19 protein-coding genes and 1 tRNA gene are annotated in these 19,502 nt (G+C 69.8%); 11 read left to right on the top strand and 9 right to left on the bottom strand.

Translation table 11 applies throughout. The annotated features are described in order from the left end of the window. Positions 1 to 499: 499 nt before the first annotated feature. Positions 500 to 1,045, top strand: coding sequence for a GNAT family N-acetyltransferase (locus tag B0I32_RS00250; RefSeq protein WP_106233888.1), 546 nt, complete (start codon positions 500 to 502; stop codon positions 1,043 to 1,045). Between the two features lie 957 nt (positions 1,046 to 2,002). Here B0I32_RS00250 and B0I32_RS00245 read toward each other — a convergent pair. The 7 genes from B0I32_RS00245 to B0I32_RS00215 all read right to left on the bottom strand — a co-directional run bounded on the left by B0I32_RS00245 (position 2,003) and on the right by B0I32_RS00215 (position 5,320). Beyond that, a tRNA-Val gene (locus B0I32_RS00245) sits at positions 2,003 to 2,074 on the bottom strand. Between the two features lie 17 nt (positions 2,075 to 2,091). Continuing rightward, positions 2,092 to 3,033, bottom strand: a complete 942-nt coding sequence (locus B0I32_RS00240; protein WP_106233886.1) for an ROK family protein — start codon at positions 3,031 to 3,033, stop codon at positions 2,092 to 2,094. Between the two features lie 313 nt (positions 3,034 to 3,346). Continuing rightward, the gene (locus B0I32_RS00235) at positions 3,347 to 3,664 is read right to left on the bottom strand and encodes a hypothetical protein (RefSeq protein WP_106233884.1); all 318 of its coding nucleotides are present in this window, start codon (positions 3,662 to 3,664) and stop codon (positions 3,347 to 3,349) included. 14 nt (positions 3,665 to 3,678) lie between these two features. Next, positions 3,679 to 4,143, bottom strand: coding sequence for a peroxiredoxin (locus tag B0I32_RS00230; RefSeq protein ID WP_106233883.1), 465 nt, complete (start codon positions 4,141 to 4,143; stop codon positions 3,679 to 3,681). A gap of 28 nt (positions 4,144 to 4,171) precedes the next feature. Next, the gene (locus tag B0I32_RS00225) at positions 4,172 to 4,603 is read right to left on the bottom strand and encodes a DUF3052 domain-containing protein (protein ID WP_106233881.1); all 432 of its coding nucleotides are present in this window, start codon (positions 4,601 to 4,603) and stop codon (positions 4,172 to 4,174) included. A 117-nt stretch (positions 4,604 to 4,720) separates the two neighbouring features. Continuing rightward, the gene (locus B0I32_RS00220) at positions 4,721 to 5,128 is read right to left on the bottom strand and encodes a secondary thiamine-phosphate synthase enzyme YjbQ (RefSeq protein ID WP_106233880.1); all 408 of its coding nucleotides are present in this window, start codon (positions 5,126 to 5,128) and stop codon (positions 4,721 to 4,723) included. 9 nt (positions 5,129 to 5,137) lie between these two features. Next, complete coding sequence (locus tag B0I32_RS00215; RefSeq protein WP_106233878.1) at positions 5,138 to 5,320, bottom strand: DUF1918 domain-containing protein; 183 nt, start codon at positions 5,318 to 5,320, stop codon at positions 5,138 to 5,140. An 831-nt stretch (positions 5,321 to 6,151) separates the two neighbouring features. On the opposite strand from B0I32_RS00215, the gene aceE reads away from it, so the two are divergent. The 3 genes from aceE to B0I32_RS00200 all read left to right on the top strand — a co-directional run bounded on the left by aceE (position 6,152) and on the right by B0I32_RS00200 (position 11,329). Then, positions 6,152 to 8,899 (top strand): pyruvate dehydrogenase (acetyl-transferring), homodimeric type, encoded by a 2,748-nt coding sequence (gene aceE, locus B0I32_RS00210; protein WP_106233876.1) that lies wholly within the window; start codon positions 6,152 to 6,154, stop codon positions 8,897 to 8,899. Positions 8,900 to 9,084: 185 nt separating this feature from the next. After that, entirely contained in the window at positions 9,085 to 10,581 is a 1,497-nt protein-coding gene (locus tag B0I32_RS00205; protein WP_106233875.1) for an alpha/beta hydrolase, read from the top strand. A 10-nt stretch (positions 10,582 to 10,591) separates the two neighbouring features. Next, positions 10,592 to 11,329 (top strand): maleylpyruvate isomerase family mycothiol-dependent enzyme, encoded by a 738-nt coding sequence (locus tag B0I32_RS00200; protein ID WP_106233873.1) that lies wholly within the window; start codon positions 10,592 to 10,594, stop codon positions 11,327 to 11,329. Positions 11,330 to 11,778: 449 nt separating this feature from the next. Here B0I32_RS00200 and B0I32_RS00195 read toward each other — a convergent pair whose 3' ends face one another. Continuing rightward, complete coding sequence (locus B0I32_RS00195) at positions 11,779 to 12,510, bottom strand: helix-turn-helix transcriptional regulator (RefSeq protein ID WP_106233871.1); 732 nt, start codon at positions 12,508 to 12,510, stop codon at positions 11,779 to 11,781. 195 nt (positions 12,511 to 12,705) lie between these two features. Then, a complete protein-coding gene (locus tag B0I32_RS00190; RefSeq protein WP_106234789.1) occupies positions 12,706 to 13,740 on the bottom strand; it encodes a PHP domain-containing protein in 1,035 nt (344 codons plus the stop codon). A 102-nt stretch (positions 13,741 to 13,842) separates the two neighbouring features. Between B0I32_RS00190 and B0I32_RS57360 the strand changes: the two genes are divergently transcribed. The 7 genes from B0I32_RS57360 to B0I32_RS00155 all read left to right on the top strand — a co-directional run bounded on the left by B0I32_RS57360 (position 13,843) and on the right by B0I32_RS00155 (position 19,484). Further along, positions 13,843 to 14,367 carry a hypothetical protein gene (locus B0I32_RS57360; RefSeq protein WP_181306866.1) on the top strand — a complete coding sequence of 175 codons (525 nt, stop codon included), beginning with the start codon at positions 13,843 to 13,845 and terminating at the stop codon, positions 14,365 to 14,367. 1 nt (position 14,368) lies between these two features. Beyond that, positions 14,369 to 15,514, top strand: a complete 1,146-nt coding sequence (locus B0I32_RS00180; RefSeq protein WP_106233870.1) for a glutathionylspermidine synthase family protein — start codon at positions 14,369 to 14,371, stop codon at positions 15,512 to 15,514. Between the two features lie 40 nt (positions 15,515 to 15,554). Further along, complete coding sequence (locus tag B0I32_RS00175) at positions 15,555 to 15,986, top strand: DUF350 domain-containing protein (protein WP_106233868.1); 432 nt, start codon at positions 15,555 to 15,557, stop codon at positions 15,984 to 15,986. A 113-nt stretch (positions 15,987 to 16,099) separates the two neighbouring features. Then, positions 16,100 to 17,218: a PucR family transcriptional regulator gene (locus B0I32_RS00170; RefSeq protein WP_181306948.1), complete on the top strand. Its 1,119-nt coding sequence runs from the start codon at positions 16,100 to 16,102 to the stop codon at positions 17,216 to 17,218. Positions 17,219 to 17,321: 103 nt separating this feature from the next. After that, positions 17,322 to 18,218, top strand: coding sequence for an ACP S-malonyltransferase (locus B0I32_RS00165; RefSeq protein ID WP_106233865.1), 897 nt, complete (start codon positions 17,322 to 17,324; stop codon positions 18,216 to 18,218). Between the two features lie 2 nt (positions 18,219 to 18,220). Then, a complete protein-coding gene (locus B0I32_RS00160) occupies positions 18,221 to 19,171 on the top strand; it encodes a beta-ketoacyl-ACP synthase III (protein WP_106233863.1) in 951 nt (316 codons plus the stop codon). 73 nt (positions 19,172 to 19,244) lie between these two features. Then, the gene (locus B0I32_RS00155) at positions 19,245 to 19,484 is read left to right on the top strand and encodes an acyl carrier protein (RefSeq protein ID WP_106233862.1); all 240 of its coding nucleotides are present in this window, start codon (positions 19,245 to 19,247) and stop codon (positions 19,482 to 19,484) included. Positions 19,485 to 19,502 lie beyond the last annotated feature (18 nt).

Below are 19,502 nucleotides of genomic sequence, written 5' to 3'. Positions count from 1 at the left end.
ACCGCTCCCACCTACGGCGCGACGGTCGATCGGCTCGGCCGGGATGCCGTCACCTCCGCTCGTAACGCGCGGCTTATCGCGATCCGCCAACACGCCCGCACACCGGGAACAGGCGCGCGAGTGGTCGAGGCGTTGGCGACCGGCATCCCAATCGTCAGCGATGCGCTGGCCGAGGCCGGACTTCCCCCCGCGCACTACATCGACGCCGCCATCCGGTTTAGCCACCGGCACCTGCACCGTCGCGGAACTGAAGCAAGAACTACACCTGCCCGCACCCAACATTCGAAAGGCACTCCGCGAACTGAGATCGAGAAGGCTCGTCGAGCAACTAGGAGGCAGGGACGGCCGACGACCTACCGGAAGCTCTCGGAGTGACCAGAAGGCGAGGACCTGCGAGCCGCAGGGAGCCACGAAGCTTCTGGACGCATACGTCGCCAGGTGATGACCGGGGCAGCGACAATGTCTTGGCGTCACCCACTCTCGTGGGCATCATGGCGCCATGCCGGAGTTCATCGACCCGAGCAGCACATTGCTGACGTCGTTCCTGGCCGCGGTGGCCGAGTTCCGTGCCGACCAGGACTATCCGGTTCCCTGGTTCGTCGACGACGTCGACCCGAAGGCCCTGGTGGACCCGGCGGCCTTCGAGGCGTACACCGCGCGCGTGGTCGACGAGCGGAACCCATCGGGTACGCGCCCCGGATTCGTGCCGATGACCACCCTGTGGTGGGTCGACGGCGAGCGATTCCTGGGCAGACTGGCCATCCGGCACCGGCTCACGCCGGTGTTGGAGCGGTTCGGCGGCCACATCGGCTATGACGTCCGCCCCAGCGCACGCCGCCAGGGCCACGCGACGGCCATGCTCGCCGCAGCGCTGCCGATCGCCCGGTCCCTGGGCATCTCCGAGGCTTTGGTCATGTGCGACAGGACCAACATCGCCTCCCAACGAGTCATCGAAGCCAACGGCGGCCAGTTGCTGGACGTCACCGAGCAGAAACGTCGCTATTGGGTTGCGACCACGAGGTCCGATCCTCGCCACCCCCGCTAAGGGCGCGGGATCGGCTGTGAGCCCCACTACAGCGCCGCGCATGATGATCCGGCGGGCCTGGAGAAAGTTGCAGCCGCGAGGAAGCTGGAGACGAAGATCGCGTTCCATCAGCCCGCGGACGATCACACCATGGCCAATCGACGCGCAGAACTTGAACCGGCCGCTGACAAGACTCGGGGATCGTCCAGCAGGCGGAGTCCGCCAGCGTCGTCCTCTGCCAGCCGCTCAACGCTGCAGCGCCGGCCGCGCAGTTCGCCGGCGGGCAGCCCGGCCGGCTGGGCGATCCGAGCCGCGGGCACATGCGGGCACATTCAGCAGCGCCGTGGCCGGGCGCAACGGTGTGACGAGCTCGGCGACGTCGCCGACGGTGATGATGACGCAGGCCCCGGGCCTGGTTTCCGCCCACAAGGGCGACCTCCAGCGTGACGCCTCACTGCGCGAGAGCGCGGCACAGCGCACGGGCGGGTGTGTCATGGTCCCGGCCAGCACCGGCGGTGACCGTCGCGGCACACGTAGGTCTGACCGTTGGACGCGATGCCGACGGTTGTCTCGACCTCGACGATGATGGATAAGGAGGGTGGGATCACGGGATTCTGATGCTCCGAGACGTATCCGGGAGCGGTTCCATACCCACCCTCCCTGAGTTGCGGGCACTGAAGGCTCTCAGACCAACTCCAACAACCCAAAGGTTAGATCTTGTGGTTTCAGCGCCACAAGGGGCGCGCACTGGCCCGCCCGTATGCCGTCGTCCCACCCACAGGCCGGCGAGCCGGCCGCGGGGCTGTTCTGGACGGACGCGCTGATCTACCGGCGCAGCACGCCGGAGGCAGGTAGCAGGATCGTGAAAGCCCCGACGCTCAAGCCGAGAGGTCGCCCATGATCGCCCGCGTCGACTTATGGCACATCGACGGCACGAAGCCCCGTTTCCATGATCGGAGACGGGGCTGATGTCGCAGGTGGGCGGTACTGGGTTCGAACCAGTGACCCCTCGCTTGTAAGGCGAGTGCTCTACCGCTGAGCTAACCGCCCCTGATCGGCACTACACCTTACGACACCAACGGCCTCGACCGCACATCCACGACCCAGCCGGGTCCCAGCTCAGGCCGTCCCGCGGCGCGCCAGCCCAGGAGGGCCGCTCCTAGCATGCCGGCGTCCACCCCGAGGGCGGCGGGGATCAGCGGGGGTGCGTCGCGGAAGGCGAGGCGTTTGATCAGGCGGGTGCGTACCGGGTCGAAGAGGGCCGGGCCGGCTTCGGCGAGGCCGCCGCCGAGGACGATGACCGACGGGTCCAGCAGCAGTGTGTACGTGGCCAGCGCCAGCGACAGGGCCTCCACGGCCTCGTCCCAGACCTCTATGGCGATCGGGTCGTCCGAGGAGACCACCTCTTCGGCCTTCACGCCCTCCAGGCCGGCTCGCTGGCTGTAGCGGCGTCCTACCGAGGCCGCCGACGCGTACGTCTCCAGACAGCCGAACTGGCCGCACGCGCACTCTTCCCCGTCCGGGAAGACCGGGGTGTGGCCGATTTCGCCGGCCCAGCCCGAGGAGCCGCCGTACGGTTCGCCGTTGATGATCGTGGCGCCGGCGATGCCCGTTCCGATGGGCAGGAAGAGGAAGTCGGACAGGCCGCGGCCCGCGCCGAGGATGCTTTCCGCGAGTCCGCCCGTGCGTACGTCGTGGCCGAGCATCACCGGGATGTCCAGGGCGGTGAAGTCGGTGGCTGGGACGTCGCGCCAGCCCAGGTTGGCCGCGTACAGGGCGGCGTTCTCCGACACCAGGCCGGGCACGGCCAGCCCGACGCCGGCCGGGATGCCGTCGCCCGAGTCGGCGAGGTGGCCGATGAAGTCGGAGATGGCGGTGACGACCGCCTCAGGGCCCTCCGTCCGGGGGGTGGGGCGCCGCTCGCTCAGCAGCACCGCGCCGGACTCGCTGACCAGGCCGCCCTTCATGGACGTGCCACCGACGTCGAGCGCGACGACGAACGAACTCATTGCGGACACGGAAGACGACGATAGCGCAGCTCAGTAAATGTCCGGGAAAGGGTGGTGGCTGGGTTCACGTCCAGGTTCAGCGTTATGAGGTCCCCGGCAGGGTTCAGGGTGCATGTTCCGGGTGCCCGTGCGCGGGTTCGCGTCCCGGATGCACGCAGGTGGACCCCAGGTCTCCGTGCGTGCGGGGATCCGGAAGCCTGCTTGTACGTCTCCCCCTGTCGCGGGCTCCCATACGCACATGCCCCCAGTCGCCCTCACAGCGCCGCACGGCCCGCGTGAGGCAGGCAGCGGCCGGAAGTGGGTCGCAGGGCCTCTAGGCCCGTCCCAGGACCCTGTTGAGCGCCGCCTCGACCTCCGCCGAGAGCCCTGGCGGCGCCGTCACCGGAGCAGGACCGAGGGTTTCCGAGGAGCGCGCCATCCGCACCGCCCCGCAGGAGCGGCATTCCACCTCTCCCAGCCGGCAGATGAGCGCCGTGGACCCGCACGTGGAGCAGGTGTCGAGGTCGAGGTCGTGCAGCCGTTGACAGTCCGGGCAGATCAGCACCTGAGACTCGTGGCGCACCCCGCGCTGCCACGGGCTGGCGCCGCGCACCGGGTCCGTCTGCCTGGCCCCGCAGCGGTAGCAGGGCATCCTTCCCTCCGAGGTCAAGAAATGTCGGCGAGTGCCTTGATGTAGTCGGCGACGTCACGTGCCGCGGAGATCGGATTGACCACCGACCACCGGATCACGCCCTCGCCGTCGATGATGAAGGTCCCCCGGCGAGCGAGCCCCTTCGCCTCATCGAACACACCGTACGCCCGCGCGACCTGTCCGTGTGGCCAGAAATCGGAGAGCAGCGCGAAGGTGTAACCCTCGCGATCCGCCCAGGCACGATGCGTGAAGACGGAGTCGACCGACACGGTGAGCACCCGCGCCCCGGCGATCGGCTGATCGCGCAGGGCGGACAGCTCACCGTGGCAGATCCCGCTGAATGCGAGCGGGTAGAAGACCAGCACGACGTTTTCGCCCCGGAACTGAGACAGGCTCACCGGGGTGCCGTGCTGGTCCTGCAGCTCGAAATCCGGAGCCAGGGCGCCGACCTCGGCAGGATGTGCGTTCACAGGCACCATCCTGCCGTACGGCGGGCGCCTCGGGCTCCTACCGGCGGCTGCCCTTCGGCGGGACGAGCCTGGTCCCTGACCAGTCGGGTGCGGCGGAGATGCTGCTGGTCTGCGAGAGACCCGCGGTCGTGGAATCCTCCCCGATGTCGCTCGGCTCCACGTGACCGTCGCGACCGGCCTTGGGAGTCAGCAGCCAGATCTGGCCGCCGTCGGCGAGTACTCGCATGGCGCTGGTGAGGACGTCGAACAGGTCCCCGTCGCCGTCGCGCCACCACAGCAGCACGGCGTCGACGACGTCGTAGCTGTCCTCATCCAGCAGCTCGTTGCCGGTCAGGGTCTCGATCGACGAACGAAGCTCGTCGTCGACGTCCTCGTCCCAACCGATCTCCTGCACCACCTGACCCGGCTTGAGGCCGAGTCGTTCGGCCAGGCCGCGCTCGCCCTGCGCCTGACCCGCGGTCGCGCTCACGTTTATCCCTCCTGCTTGAGTGGCCCCGCTTATGCGGTTTATCGCTTCGGCACAGTCCACACGCTGTGACCCTCAGTCGTCAACGGTCGCCACGGGTACGGCCGTAGTCGGCCAGAATCAATCAGACAAAAACGACAGGCGAACCTGGCGTTGCGGGTTGTCGACGTTCAGGTCGACGAGTGCGACGGATTGCCATGTGCCCAGTGCCATTCGCCCGCCCAGCACGGGGATCGTGGCGTACGGCGGGATCACGGCGGGCATCACGTGCGACCTTCCGTGGCCGCGCGAACCGTGGGCGTGAGCCCAGCGATCGTCGGCGGGAAGAAGGTCACGCAGCGCCGCCAGCAGATCGTCGTCGCTGCCCGAGCCCAGTTCGAGCAGGGCCACGCCGGCCGTGGCGTGCGGCACGAAGACGTGCAGCAACCCGTCGTCGCCCTGGGCGCGGACGAATTCCTCGCATTGTGGCGTGATGTTGTGCACCGTCTCTCGTGAACCGGTGGTCACGGAGATGATTTCTGATCTCACGGGTAAATCCTACTGAGGCATGACCACGGCATCAGGGCCAGGAAACACCAGCCCCGTGTGCCCGTCGTCGAACCGCACCACGTATGGAGGCCCGCCGTCCGTGCCCTGGACCTCCGTGATTACTCCGCTCCGGTCCCTTTCGCCGACGGCATTGCCATGCATCAGGAGCCGGTCGCCCACCGTCGCATTCATATCTCCCACATTGGTACGCCGAAGGCCGGAGGAAAAGAGGACAGCACAAGTTTTGCCCCCGCCGGAGGGGAAGGGGAAAAGATGGCCGGATCGTTACGCTGCCCGGAGGTCACGTTTCGGCCGCGGGGCAGGAGACGGCGGCCGGCCGAGTACGTGCCCGGTCCGCGTCCCGGAAGCCGGGGAGAGCACAAGAGCGTGAGAGCGCGAGACGGGTGGCGACGACACCGGAGCGCTCGCCCGGGAAGCGGTGCGGGTGTCCGTCGTGCGGCCGAGAGCCGGCCGGCGACACTGCTGGAGGCGGCCGAGCAGGCCCTCCGGGCTCGTACGGCGCGGCACGTCATCGGGCGTGACAGCAGGACATGACAGCAGGACGTGACAGGAGGCGGCAGGATTGCGGAGTCGCACCCGCTCCCACATCCCGGCCGGCGTCGGCGTGGCAGGCAGGAAACCACGCTCCACAGCGGGGTCCAGGGCCCGTTCGACCAGGCCCGACAGGCCCGCGCAGCCTGGGCGCGAGGCAGGGCGGCTAGACTCGCCCGCCGCGGGTGAGAACCATCGTCCGCGCGGAGATCAAGGCTACGGAGGATACATCTCGGACGGCATGCGGATATGAGCGAAATTTCGTTCGTTTTCCCGTCTTGTTAAATTGCTCCCGCGATGTAACCTTTGGTGGCGATTCGTCCTACCATCGGTGGTCTAGGCCATCGGTACGCCCCCTGCCAGCAGGGACACTCTGGTTACCGGCTAGTAGAGATGCGTTTTCTACGGCTAGCGACCAGGATGGAAGACGACCCAGACCAGACATCAGTCCATCTCGGAAGGCGAGACCCAGTGGCTTCCGGACGCCAGCGATTCTCGATCATCAGCGACGGCCTACCCAGCCAGCTGCCTGATGTCGACCCCAGCGAGACCAACGAGTGGCTCGAGTCTCTCGACAACGTCGTCAAGACCGAGGGCCGCACCAGAGCCCGCTACCTCATGCTGCGCATGCTGGAGCGGGCCCGCGAGCACCAGGTCGGCGTGCCGGGCCTGCGCAGCACCGACTACATCAACACGATCCCGCCGGAGCGCGAGCCCTGGTTCCCCGGTGACGAGCACGTCGAACGCCGCATCCGCGCCTACATCCGCTGGAACGCGGCCATCATGGTGTCCCGGGCCAACGCCCGCACCAACGTCGGCGGCCACATCGCGACCTACGCCTCGGCCGCCTCGCTCTACGAGGTGGGCTTCAACCACTTCTTCCGCGGCAAGGACCACGGCGAGTCGGGCGACCAGGTCTTCTTCCAGGGCCACGCGGCCCCGGGCATCTACGCGCGCGCCTTCCTGGAGGGCCGGCTCAACGAGGCCCAGCTCGACGCGTTCCGGCAGGAGCTGTCGCAGGGCTTCCACGGCCTGCCCTCCTACCCGCACCCGCGGCTCATGCCCGACTTCTGGGAGTTCCCGACGGTCTCCATGGGCCTGGGCCCCATCGGCGCGATCTACCAGGCGCGGTTCAACCGTTATCTGCTCAACCGGCAGATCAAGGACACGAGCCGCAGCCACGTGTGGGCCTTCCTCGGCGACGGCGAGATGGACGAGCCCGAGTCGCTCGGCGCGATCGGCCTGGCCGCCCGCGAGGAGCTCGACAACCTGACGTTCGTGATCAACTGCAACCTGCAGCGGCTGGACGGCCCGGTACGCGGCAACGGCAAGATCATCCAGGAGCTGGAGTCGTACTTCCGCGGCGCCGGCTGGAACGTGATCAAGGTCGTGTGGGGCCGCGACTGGGACCCGCTGCTCGCGGCCGACGTCGACGGCGTGCTCGTCAACCAGATGAACACGACGCCCGACGGCCAGTTCCAGACCTACTCGGTCGAGTCCGGCGGCTACATCCGCGACAACTTCTTCGGCGGCGACCCGCGCCTGCGCAAGATGGTCGAGCACCTCACCGACGACGACATCCGCAAGCTGTCGCGCGGCGGCCACGACTACCGCAAGGTCTACGCGGCCTTCAAGGCGGCCCGCGAGCACGTCGGCCAGCCGACGGTGATCCTCGCCCAGACCATCAAGGGCTGGACGCTGGGCAAGGACTTCGAGGCGCGCAACGCCACGCACCAGATGAAGAAGCTGACCAAGGCCGAGCTCAAGGAGTTCCGCGACCGGCTCTACCTGCCGATCCCGGACTCGGCGCTCGAAGGCGACCTGCCGCCGTACTTCCACCCGGGCGAGAACGACCCCGAGATCCAGTACATGAAGGAGCGCCGCGCCGCGCTCGGCGGCGTGCTGCCCAAGCGTGTCCTTCGCGCCAAGCCGGTCAAACTGCCCGGCGACGAGGTCTACGGCACCTTCAGCAAGGGCTCGGGCAAGCAGCAGGTCGCCACGACCATGGCGTTCGTCCGGCTGCTGAAGGACCTCATGCGCGACAAGGAGATCGGCCACCGGTTCGTGCCGATCATCCCCGACGAGGCGCGCACGTTCGGTCTCGACGCCATGTTCCCGACGGCCAAGATCTACTCGCCCCACGGGCAGACGTACGAGGCCGTCGACAGGGAGCTGCTGCTGTCGTACAAGGAGGCCACCCAGGGGCAGATCCTGCACGAGGGCATCAGCGAGTCGGGCTCGATGGCCTCGACGATCGCGGCCGGCACCTCCTACGCCACGCACGGCGAGCACATGATCCCGATCTACATCTTCTACTCGATGTTCGGGTGGCAGCGCACCGGCGACCAGATGTGGCAGATGGGCGACCAGATGGGGCGCGGCTTCCTGCTGGGCGCCACCGCGGGCCGCACCACGCTCAACGGCGAGGGCCTGCAGCACGAGGACGGTCACACGCCGCTCATCGCCTCGACCAACCCGGCGGCGGTCTCCTACGACCCGTCCTGGGCCTTCGAGGTCGCCCACATCGTCAAGGACGGCCTGCGCCGGATGTACGGCGACCGTCCCGAGGACGTCTTCTACTACCTGACCGTCTACAACGAGCCCTACCTGCAGCCGGCCCAGCCGGCGGACATCGACGTGCAGGGCCTGCTCAAGGGCCTGTACAAGTTCGCCGACGGCCCCGAGACGCAGGGCCCGAAGGCCAACATCCTGTCCTCCGGCGTGGCGGGTCCGTGGGCCATGGAGGCGCAGCGGCTGCTGGCGGAAGACTGGGGCGTCTCGGCCGACGTCTGGTCGGCGACGTCGTGGTCGGAGCTGCGCCGCGACGCCCTGGCGGCGGAGGAGTACAACCTGCTCAACCCCGACGCCGAGCGGCGCGTGCCCTACGTGACCGAGGTGCTGTCCGGGGCGCGGGGCCCGTTCGTGGGCGTCAGCGACTACATGAAGGCGGTCCAGGACCAGATCGCGCAGTGGGTGCCGGGTGACTGGTCCTCGCTGGGCACCGACGGTTTCGGTCTGTCCGACACGCGTTCGGCGCTGCGCCGCCACTTCCACGTGGACGCGGCCTCGATCACGCTGGCCGTGCTGACCAGCCTGGTCAAGCGGGGCGAGCTCGACGGCGAGGTGCTGCGCGAGGCCATCGCCCGCTACCACCTCAAGAACGGCGTCACCGAGGCGGGCGGCGCCGAGAGCAACGACACCCAGTCGATGGGGATCTGAGTCGTCCGCCGACGGCGCTCCCGCGAAAATCTTCGCGGGAGCGCCGTCATATTCGGCCGTCCGCGCCGTTGGGCCTGTGAGGCGGCACGTTCAGGAGGGGTACGTGCCGCCTCACCCCTATATGGTGCGGGGTCACGTATTGTGGGCACTACTTCCCCCTGAAGACTTGTGAGGGGAAGTTCGTCATGCGTCGCGTCATAGCCGCCACCCTGCTTCTGGCGGCCGCCGGCTGCTCCACCGCACCGGCCGAGCCCGCCACCGACTCCACGGCGGATCCCAGCAAGATCAGCTGGGGACCCTGTACCGACATCCAGCGCCCGGACGGCGAGCCGCCGGCCAAGCAGGACGCCTCCGTACGGTGCGGCAAGCTCGCGGTCCCCCTCGACTACGCCAAGCCCGACGGCGAGAAGATCGATCTGGCGCTCATCAAGCTGCCGGCCACCGGCAAGGAGAAGAAGCTGGGCTCGGTGGTGTTCAACTTCGGCGGTCCGGGCGCCTCCGGCGTCGACACGCTGGACCAGGCCGCCAAGGCCCTCACCGTGCTGCGCGCCCGCTACGACCTGGTCAGCTTCGACCCGCGCGGCGTCGAGCGCAGCTCCGGCGTGCGCTGCGGCGACGGCGCCGAGATGGACCGCTTCACCTCGCTCGACACGCTGCCGCCGAACGAGACCACGCACAAGGCGCTGGAGGCGGCCAACAAGCAGTTCGCCGACCTCTGCCAGCGCGAGTCCGGCAAGATCCTGCCCTACATCGGCACCGCGAACGCCTCACGCGACATGGACCGCATCCGCGCCGCCCTGGGCGAGCCCAAGCTCAACTACGTCGGCATGTCGTACGGCACCCAGCTCGGCGGCGTCTACGCCACCCAGTTCCCCAAGAACGTGGGCCGCATGGTGCTCGACGCGCCGCTCGACCCCACGGTGACGTTCGAGCAGCGCACGATCGCGCAGACGCGCGGGTTCCAGAAGGCGTACGAGAGCTTCCTGCGCTCCTGCGTCAAGAACACCTGCGACCTCGGCAAGGACCAGGCCGCCGCGGACGCGAACGTCGGCAGGCTGATGAACCAGCTCACCACCAAGCCGCTGCAGGTCAACGGCCGCGAGCTCACCCAGGGCCTGGCCGCGACCGGCGTGGCGGCCGCGCTCTACTCCGAGCTGACCTGGCCGTTCCTGGAGCAGGCGCTCAGTGAGGCGCTGCAGGGCCGGGGCGAGGCCCTGATGTACCTGGCCGACTCCTACACCGGGCGCGCCCAGGACGGCACCTACTCCACGCAGATGACCAGCTTCCCGGCCATCACCTGCGTGGACTCGGCCGAGCGCCCCGACCCGGCCGCGCTGCGGCGCACCGAGGCGGCGGCGCTGAAGATCTCGCCGCTGTTCGGCAGCGAGGGCTCGGGCGGGCTGTGCCGGGTCTGGCCGGCCAAGGGCAGCGACGAGGCCAGGCACGTGGACGCCACCGGGTCCGCGCCGATCCTGGTCGTGGGCGGCAAGGGCGACCCGGCCACGCCGTACGAGTGGGCGCCGAAGCTGACGGCCCAGCTCAAGACCGCGACGCTGGTCACGTACGAGGGCGAGGGGCACGGGGCGTACCTGTCGGGCAGCAAGTGCATCCAGGGGCTGGTGGACTCGTTCCTGATCGACGGCAAGGTCCCGAGCAAGGGCACGAGCTGCCCGGCGGCCTAGTCTTGGCCGGGTGACGGACTACAGAGCACAGATCCAGTCGGAGACCGAGCGCCTCGCGTCCCTGGCCGGCGACCTGTCCGTCCCGGTGCCCACGTGCCCGGGATGGACGCTCGCCGAGCTGGTCACGCACGTCGGGCAGCTGCATCGCTGGGCCACGCACGTGCTGCGTGACCAGGTGCGGGAGCGCATCTGGTCACGGCAGGTGCCCAGCGGGCTGGCCGAGGGCGCCAGCGGCGACGCGGCCTGGCTCACGGCCGGCGCCGCCGAGCTGCTGAGGACGCTGGAGAGCACCGACCCGGCCACCGAGGTGTGGTCGTGGGGGCCGGAGCAGCGGGCGTCGTGGTGGCCGCGCCGGATGTTCTTCGAACTGGTGGTGCACCGGGCCGACGCCGAGCTCGCGCTCGGCATCGACCCGGAGATCCCGGCGGGAACCGCGGTCGACGGCGTCGAGGAACTCCTGCACAACCTGTCGTACGCCGCGTGGGTCACCCGGCGACTGGCCGGGACCGGCCTGGAGGGGGCCACGATCCACCTCCATGCCGACGACGTGGACGGCGAGTGGACCATCACGCAGGGTCCCGCCGGGAAGATCGAGTGGGCGCGCGGGCACGCCAAGGGTGACGCCGCCGTCCGGGGGCCGGTGCGCGACCTGCTGCTCCTGCTCTACGGCCGCCGCTCCCCCGACGCCCTCACCGTGTACGGGGACCGCGAGCTCCTGGAGCGCTGGCTGTCCGCGGCCGCCCTCTGACCGCGCCCTCGCTCCACGCCGCCCTGAATCACGCGCATCACGTCACTGCCCCCAGATCACCGCCTCCACACCGCCGGCCCAGATCGCCGACGCGAGCCGGCCCAGACAGCCGGATCGCGCCGGCGCTATCCGGTGAGGCCCTGGACGCGCCGCCGCTCGGCGATCGGCGGCGTGTCCAGGGCGCGGGTGAGCCACCTCCGGGACGTGATCCCGGACGCGGCCCTCTCGCCTGCCGGGGTGTTCGCGGGGAAGGCGCCAGTTCCCGGCCGGCGAGACAGGTCGTTCACCTGAGGCAGGAGACTCCGATGCCGCCGCCTGGCAAGTCGGCCGGGCGGCCGGTGCCGGCTCCGTCGTCGAGCACCGTATGGTCCATGTTCGTCTCCTCATTTCTCGAACAAGTCAACGATCTAACGCGTTGGCGACAACCCTATGTCGGTGTTTTCGAATCTTTAATCGAGCATCGTGCCGTGCACGACCATCTCGGGCACCTCGGCGGCGAAGCCTTCGAGCGGCCGGTCGGGGCAGCGTTCGGCGGTGACGGTGGCGGCGGCGATGCGATCGAGCCGGAAGACGCGGACGTCGTCGCGCAACCGGCACCACGCCACGAGATACCAGAACCCGCCCCGGCCGCCCAGGAACACCCCCGGCTCCACGTCGCGCGAGGTCAGCGCGCCCTTGGCGTCGGCGTAGTCGAGCCTGAGCACCCGGCGGCGCAGCAGCGCCTCCTCGATGGCGCGCGAGATGCCCTCGCCGCCCAGCGGCCTGATCTGGTCGGCGCCCTGCTCGGGCACCAGCTTGACCAGTTGCACCCGCCGGGCCAGCTCTCTGGCCAGATCTCCCTCGGGGCCCGGCATCGCGGCCACCACCTTGCGTAACGCGCTGCGCGCCTGCCGGCCGAACGGCTGGTCGCCGGCCCGGCTGAGCGCCACCGCGATGGCCACCGCCTCGGCCGGGCTGAAGTTGAGCGGCGGAAGTGACATCTTCTTGTCGATCGCGTATCCGCCCTTGCGCCCCGGCTCGGCGTAGATGGGCACGCCCGACTCCTGCAACGCGGTGATGTCGCGCTCGATCGTGCGCACGCTCACCTCGAACCGCGCGGCGAGCTCGCGGGCGGAGCGGTGGCGGGGCGCGATGGCGCGCAGGTCTTCGACGAGCGCGTAGAGCCGGTCGGTACGGTTCACAGCCGAGACGCTACGCGGCGCCACCGACAATCGCGGGCCGCCCGGCACCCCGGGAACAGCCCCGTAACCCCGTGGCCACAGGGATCTCACGCTCCGGCGAGCGCTCAGGGCCGCTTACCGGAGCGCGCGATCCGCCCCGCCTTTCCCCCAGCGCAACGACGGCCCATTTTTCCACGCGAACAGGAGCCCGGCCGGTCAGCCCGACTCGCCCTTCCCCGTCCACCTGACCAGCCGGTCGAGCGGCCAGGTGTTGACGATCCGGTCCGCCTCGATGCCGCACCGGGCGGCCCGCTCGCACCCGTACCGCTGCCAGTCGAGCTGCCCGGGCGCGTGCGCGTCGGAGTCGATCGCGAACACGCACCCCATCTCGTACGCCAGCCGCATCAGCCGCTTGGGCGGGTCCAGCCGGTCCGGCCTGGAGTTGATCTCGACCGCGACCCCGAACCGGCGGCACGCCTCGAAGACCAGCTCCGCCTCGAACTCCGACTCAGGCCGCTTGGTGCCCCGCTTCCCCCCGGCCCGCACGACCCGCCCGGTGCAGTGCCCCAGCACGTCGACCAGGGGGTTCGCCACGGCGGTGACCATCCGCCTGGTCATCTCCTCGCCGCCCATCCGCAGCTTGGAGTGCACGCTGGCCACCACCACGTCGAGCCGTTCCAGCAGGTCGGGCCGCTGGTCCAGTGAGCCGTCCAGGTTGACGTCCACCTCGATCCCGGTGAGGATCCGGAACGGCGCCAGCCGTTCGTTCAGCTTGGCCACCACGTCCAGCTGCCGTTCCAGCCGCTCGGCCGGCAGGCCCCTGGCCACGGTCAGGCGCGGCGAATGGTCGGTCAGCGCCCAGTACTCGTGCCCGAGCGCCATCGCCGCCTCGGCCATCTCCTCGATCGGCGAGCCGCCGTCGGACCAGTCGGAGTGGCTGTGCAGGTCGCCCTTGAGCGCGGTGCGCAGCGCCGCCGTCTCCTCGTCCAGCTCCACCCCGGCGGTGGCCCGCATACGTCGCAAATACGTTGGAACCTCACCGGCGAGAGCTTCGTTGACCACCAGTGCGGTGACCTTGCCGATGCCCGGGAGGTCGCCGAGCCCGCTCGTGCGGGCCAGCCGCCCGAGCTCGTCCTCAGGCAGGTCGGCGACGACCGCCGCGGCCCGGCGGAAGGCACGCACGCGATAACCGGGCTCTCCGGCGCGCTCCAGCAGGAAGGCGATCTCGCGCAGGGCAGCAACCGGATCCATGCGCTGATTCTTACCCAAACCGATGACAACAGGCAGGCAGTACGGATTGAACGCGTGCGAGAGCCCCCGATAGGCTGTTCGGCCGACGAAAGCAGGAGCTAGATGGCACCACCGCCCCACGAAGAGGCGTCCCCGCGTAAATCGTCCAAGGCCGTTCCGCTGGCCGTGCTCGGCGTCCTCTCCCTGACGCTGGTCGGCATCTGGGCGATCTCCGAGTCCGACGACGACGAGGTCACCGCGGACTGCGTCATGCTCGTAGAAGACGACTTCTCCACGACCACGACCACCACCCCCACTCCGACCCCCGCCCTGACCGCCACCGAGTCCCCGACCGCATCCCCCACCGAATCCCCGACCGGCGCCCCCACGCCGACCGCCACCACCTCCGCGCCCCCGTCCGGCAGCTACCAGGTCGTCGACGACGACTACTGCGACGACGACTCCCATCGCTACTACGGCGGCGGCCACTCCCGCGGCGCGTACGTCTGGTACTACGGCGGCACGAGGATCGGCAACCGCGTCCACCGCGGCACCACCTTCCGCCCGTCCGACGTCAACATCAGCAGCCGCACGGGCAAGTCGATCCAGCGCGGCGGGTTCGGCAGCCGCACGAGCAGCGGGAGCTGACGTGCGCCGCGAGCACCACCCGGCCAGGGACGACTGGGAGAAGACGATCGAGGGCCAGGGCCTGGCCTACCACCGGGCCGCCCATCCCGCCGGGCTGAGCCGGCCCTACTGGGACGAGTCCGTGCACTACGTCTTCTCGATGGAGGAGGTCGAGTCGCTGGAGGAGCAGGTCGAGGAGCTCCACCGCATGTGTCTCGACACCGTCGAGCACGTCGTCTCCACCGGGCGCTTCGCCGACTTCGCCCTGCCCGAATGGGTGTGGGAGGACGTGACGCGCTCGTGGGAGCGCCGCGACCCCCACGTCTACGCCCGCTTCGACCTGCGCTACGACGGCACGGGCCCGGCCAAGCTGCTGGAGTACAACGCCGACACGCCGACGGCGCTGGTGGAGTCGTCCGTCGTGCAGTGGTTCTGGCTGCAGGACGTCTTCCCCGGCGGCGACCAGTGGAACTCGGTGCACGAACGCCTCGTCGACCGCTGGCGCGCGCTGTCCCTGCCGCCCGGCCCGACCTACTTCGCCTTCACCAACATGGACGAGACGGGCGAGGAGGCCATGACGGTCGCCTACCTCCAGGAGACCGCCGAGCAGGCCGGCCTGCCGACGATGGCCATCGCCATGGAGGACATCGGCTGGGACTCCCTCAACCGCCGCTTCGCCGACCTCGGCGGGCAGATGATCCGCTCGGTGTTCAAGCTCTATCCGTGGGAGTGGATGCTGGACGACGACTTCGGCCGCCACGCCGTACGCCACTCCACCTGGATCGAGCCCCTGTGGAAGACGCTGCTGTCCAACAAGGCGCTGCTGGCGATCCTGTGGGAGCGCAACCCGGGTCATCCCAACCTGCTGCCCGCCTACCTCGACGGCCCCCGCGAGCTGACCTCCTACATCGCCAAGCCGCTGCTCGGCAGGGAGGGAGCCTCGATGCGCATCGTCACTCCGGAGTCGACGCACGAGACGCCCGGCTCCTACGGTCAGGAGGGCTACGTGTTCCAGGGGTTCGAGGCCCTGCCCGTGTTCGAGGGGCAGCGGCCGGTGCTCGGCGCCTGGGTGGTCGCCGACGAGTCCGCCGGGCTCGGCATCAGGGAGACCACCGGGCTCATCACCGACGACACCTCCTCCTTCGTCCCCCATCGCATCGCCGACTGACGTCCACCCCCATGCTCACCTCCCGTGATTGGAACCCGACGTGACCCTTCTCGAAACCCTCGCCCGCGGCGCGGGAGCCATCGCCGCCTACGCCGCCGTCGGCGTGATCCTGATGATCGTCGGCTTCTACGTGATCGACTGGGCGACGCCCGGCAAGCTGAGCGAGGTCATCCGTACCGAGCGCAACCCCAACGCCACCCTGCTGGCCACCTCCGCCCTGGCCGCCGTGGGCCTGATCGTGGCCGCCTCCATCTGGGCCTCGGGCGGGCGGCTGGCCGAGGGCCTGGCGGGCACCGCGGTGTTCGGCCTGGTCGGCATCGTCGTCCAGACGGTGGCGATGCTGCTGTTCGACCGGGTCGTCGGCATCTCCGTACGCGATCTGGTCCAGGAGCGTGAGCTGCAGCCGGGCGCCCGGCTGCTGGCGGTGACCCATGTCGCGATCGGCCTGATCACCGCCGTGGCCGTGATCTAGCCCTGATCCAGACCGGCGATAACCGCCGTTCCGGTCAGCCTGAGGGACCTGGCACTCTAGAGGGCGTGACAGACCGGACCAGGGAGGACACCACGCGCAGGCTCGAGCGGGCCATGGGCTCGCTCGGCACGGCGGCGATGGCCCGCATGGACGAGCAGCTGCCGTGGTTCCGCGCCCTCAGCGCCGAGGACCGGTCGTGGGTGGGGCTCGTGGCGCAGGCCGGGATCGCCGCGTTCGTCGAGTGGTTCCAGCAGGCGGGCAAGGACACCCCCAGCATCGAGTTCTTCGGCACCGCGCCGCGTGAGCTCAAGCGGTCGATCTCGCTGCAGCAGACCGTGGACATCGTCAGGGTCGTCGTCGAGGTGGTCGAGGCGCAGGCCCACGAGCTGGCCGCCCCCGGCGGCGAGGAGCAGCTGCAGCAGGCCATGTTGCGCTACACGCGCGACGTGGCCTTCGCCGCCGCCCACGTCTACGCCCGCGAGGCGGAGGCCAGAGGCTCGTGGGACGCCCGGCTGGAGGCGCTGATCGTGGACGCCCTCGTCCGCGGCGAGGTGGACGACGGGCTGCACTCCTGGGCCGCCGCGCTCGGCTGGACCTCCTCCCCCGTGGTCGTCATCGCCGGCCACGCCCCCGACGACGATCCCCGCGCGGTCATCGACGGGCTGCGCGAGAAGGGCCGCCGCATCGGCATGGACCTGCTGGCGGGGGTGCAGGCCGACCGGCTGATCGTGATCGTCGGCGGCGCCGGCAGCGTCAACGACGCGGCCAGGCAGGTCGTGGCCCGCTTCGGCGTCGGGCCGATCGTGATCGGTCCCGAGGTGCCCGACCTGCACGCCGCCGCCAGGTCGGCCAGGGCCGCGCTCGCCGGGCTCAAGGCGTCCTGCGGCTGGCCGGACGCGCCCAGGCCGGTGCACGCCGAGGACCTGCTGGCCGAACGGGCGCTCGACGGCGACCTCGACGCCAGGGAGCAGCTCATCGAGAACGTCTACCTGCCGCTGGCGGGCACGCCGCTGCTCGACACGCTGGCCACGTACCTGGAGCAGGGCACCTCGCTGGAGGCGACGGCGCGGCTGCTGTTCGTGCACCCCAACACCGTGCGCTACCGGCTCAAGAAGATCACCGAGCTGACCGGTTACCAGCCGACCGAGGGCAGGTCCGCCTTCACCCTGCAGGTGGGCCTCATCCTGGGCCGGCTCTCGGAAAGTGCCGTAACCTGGCGCGCTCTAACGTAATGCCGCCGAAATCCCCACTGTAGGGTTCCTACAAATCACCCCGGACAAAGTTCGTACGGATCTCCATCCGCGTGTCGGAGTTCTACAGGGCAAGGTGGATTTTGTGCTTGTACTCGTCGCCCCGGGCCAAGGTGCCCAAACACCGGGCTTCCTGACACCCTGGCTTGAGCTGCCCGGTCTGGCCGACAGACTCGGTGCCTGGTCGGAGGTCGTCGGGCTCGATCTGGTCTCCTACGGCACCACGGCCGACGCCGACGAGATCCGCGACACCGCCGTCGCGCAGCCCCTGCTCGTGGCCGCCGCGCTGGCCTCCGCCGAGGCCCTCGGCGCGGCCCCCGACGTGCTGGCCGGCCACAGCGTCGGCGAGTTCGCCGCCGCCGCCCTGGCCGGTGTGCTCACGCCGGAGCAGGCGCTCGGCCTGGTCCGCGACCGCGCCCAGGCCATGGCCAAGGCCGCCGCCGTCACCGAGACCGGGATGACCGCCGTGCTCGGCGGCGTCGAGGAAGAGGTGCTGGCCGCCCTGGGCAAGCACGGCCTGACCCCCGCCAACATCAACGGCGCCGGTCAGATCGTGGCGGGCGGCACGCTGGAGCAGCTGGCGGCGTTCAAGGAAGAACCGCCCGCCCGCGCCCGCCTCATCCCGCTGTCCGTCGCGGGCGCCTTCCACACCTCCCACATGGCTCCGGCCGTGGAGAGCCTGCGCGAGGCCGCCGCCGGCGTCGTGCCCGCCGACCCGGCGATCACGCTGCTGTCCAACGCCGACGGGCAGGCGGTCGCCACCGGCGCCGACTTCGTCCAGCGGCTGGTCAAGCAGGTCAGCAGCCCCGTCCGGTGGGACGCCTGCATGGAGACCATGGCCGGGCTCGGCGTCACGCGGATGATCGAGCTGCTTCCCGGCGGCACGCTGACCGGTCTGGCCAGGCGCGGTCTGCGCGGGGTCCAGACCGTGGCGCTGAAGACCCCAGACGACCTCGACGCGGCCAGGGAGCTGATCAAGTGAAGATGCCCGAGATCGCTCCCGGCAGCAAGGTGCTGGCCCTCGGCCACTACCAGCCCGCCAACGTGGTCACCAACGACGACCTGGCCAAGACCATCGACACCAACGACGAGTGGATCCAGTCGCGGGTCGGCATCAAGGAGCGCCGGATCGCCCCCGACGGCGAGTCGGTCGAGGACATGGCCGCCATCGCCGGAGGCAAGGCGCTGGCCGCCAGCGGCCTGTCCCCCGACGACATCGACCTGGTCATCGTGGCCACCTGCACGCTCGAGACGCAGATCCCCAACGCCGCCGCCGTCGTGGCGCACCGCATGGGCATCAACTCCCCCGGCGCGTTCGACGTCAATGCGGCCTGCGCCGGGTTCTGCTACGCCCTCGGCACCGCCAACGCGGCCGTGCGCGCGGGAGCGGCCAGAAACGCGCTGGTCATCGGCGCGGAGAAGCTGTCGCAGTGGATCGACTGGACCGACAGGTCGACCGCGGTGATCTTCGCCGACGGCGCCGGAGCCGCCGTGGTCGGCCCGTCCGATACGCCCGGCATCGGCCCCGTGGTCTGGGGCAGCTCCGGCGACAAGGCCGACGCGATCAGCATCAAGGACCGCAACGACCACCTCTACCAGGAGGGCCAGACGGTCTTCCGGTGGGCGACCACCGCGCTGCACCCGGTGGCGCTCGAAGCCTGCTCCAGGGCGGGCGTCGACCCGGCCGAGCTGGCCGCCTTCGTGCCGCACCAGGCCAACCTGCGCATCATCGAGTCCATCGCCCGTAAACTGGGCGCCGACAAGGCCGTCATCGCTCGTGACATCGTCACCGCGGGCAACACCTCGGCCGCCTCCATCCCGCTGGCGCTCTCGCGCATGCTGGAGCGTGGCGAGGTTCGCTCGGGTGACCTGGCACTGGTGCTCGGTTTCGGCGCGGGTCTGACCTACGCCGGTCAAGTGATCGAGATTCCCTAGAATCCGCTCGCTTCTTCATGCTTGCGCGGCGCCGTCCGCGCAGAACCCAGAAAACCAAAGGAGAACTAGCGACATGGCTGCCACCGAGCAGGACATCCTCGAGGGCCTCGGCAAGATCATCAACGAGATCACGGGCATTCCGGCCTCCGAGGTGACCCCCGAGAAGAACTTCGTGGACGACCTCGACATCGACTCCCTGTCCATGGTCGAGATCGCCGTGGCCGCCCAGGACGAGTTCGGCGTCGAGATCCCCGACGACCAGCTCAAGAACCTGAAGACGGTCAAGGACGTCCTCACCTACATCCAGAACTGAGCGACGCGGGTCCCGTCC

Source organism: Nonomuraea fuscirosea (genome assembly GCF_003001935.1).
In the GTDB taxonomy this organism is placed as follows: domain Bacteria; phylum Actinomycetota; class Actinomycetes; order Streptosporangiales; family Streptosporangiaceae; genus Nonomuraea; species Nonomuraea fuscirosea.
The sequence above is the reverse complement of the archived record's forward strand: the minus strand, read 5'-3'. Positions and strand labels throughout refer to the sequence as shown.

Bases quoted from the DNA above. Each gene is read 5' to 3' on its own strand.
- B0I32_RS00215 (WP_106233878.1), bottom strand. From the start codon at position 5,320: ATGAATGCGACGGTGGGCGACCGGCTCCTGATGCATGGCAATGCCGTC.
- B0I32_RS00160 (WP_106233863.1), top strand. From the start codon at position 18,221: ATGCCCGAGATCGCTCCCGGCAGCAAGGTGCTGGCCCTCGGCCACTAC.
- B0I32_RS57360 (WP_181306866.1), top strand. From the start codon at position 13,843: ATGGCACCACCGCCCCACGAAGAGGCGTCCCCGCGTAAATCGTCCAAG.
- B0I32_RS00190 (WP_106234789.1), bottom strand. From the start codon at position 13,740: ATGGATCCGGTTGCTGCCCTGCGCGAGATCGCCTTCCTGCTGGAGCGC.
- B0I32_RS00155 (WP_106233862.1), top strand. From the start codon at position 19,245: ATGGCTGCCACCGAGCAGGACATCCTCGAGGGCCTCGGCAAGATCATC.
- B0I32_RS00250 (WP_106233888.1), top strand. From the start codon at position 500: ATGCCGGAGTTCATCGACCCGAGCAGCACATTGCTGACGTCGTTCCTG.
- B0I32_RS00235 (WP_106233884.1), bottom strand. From the start codon at position 3,664: ATGCCCTGCTACCGCTGCGGGGCCAGGCAGACGGACCCGGTGCGCGGC.
- B0I32_RS00170 (WP_181306948.1), top strand. From the start codon at position 16,100: ATGGGCTCGCTCGGCACGGCGGCGATGGCCCGCATGGACGAGCAGCTG.
- B0I32_RS00205 (WP_106233875.1), top strand. From the start codon at position 9,085: ATGCGTCGCGTCATAGCCGCCACCCTGCTTCTGGCGGCCGCCGGCTGC.
- B0I32_RS00230 (WP_106233883.1), bottom strand. From the start codon at position 4,143: ATGGTGCCTGTGAACGCACATCCTGCCGAGGTCGGCGCCCTGGCTCCG.
- B0I32_RS00240 (WP_106233886.1), bottom strand. From the start codon at position 3,033: ATGAGTTCGTTCGTCGTCGCGCTCGACGTCGGTGGCACGTCCATGAAG.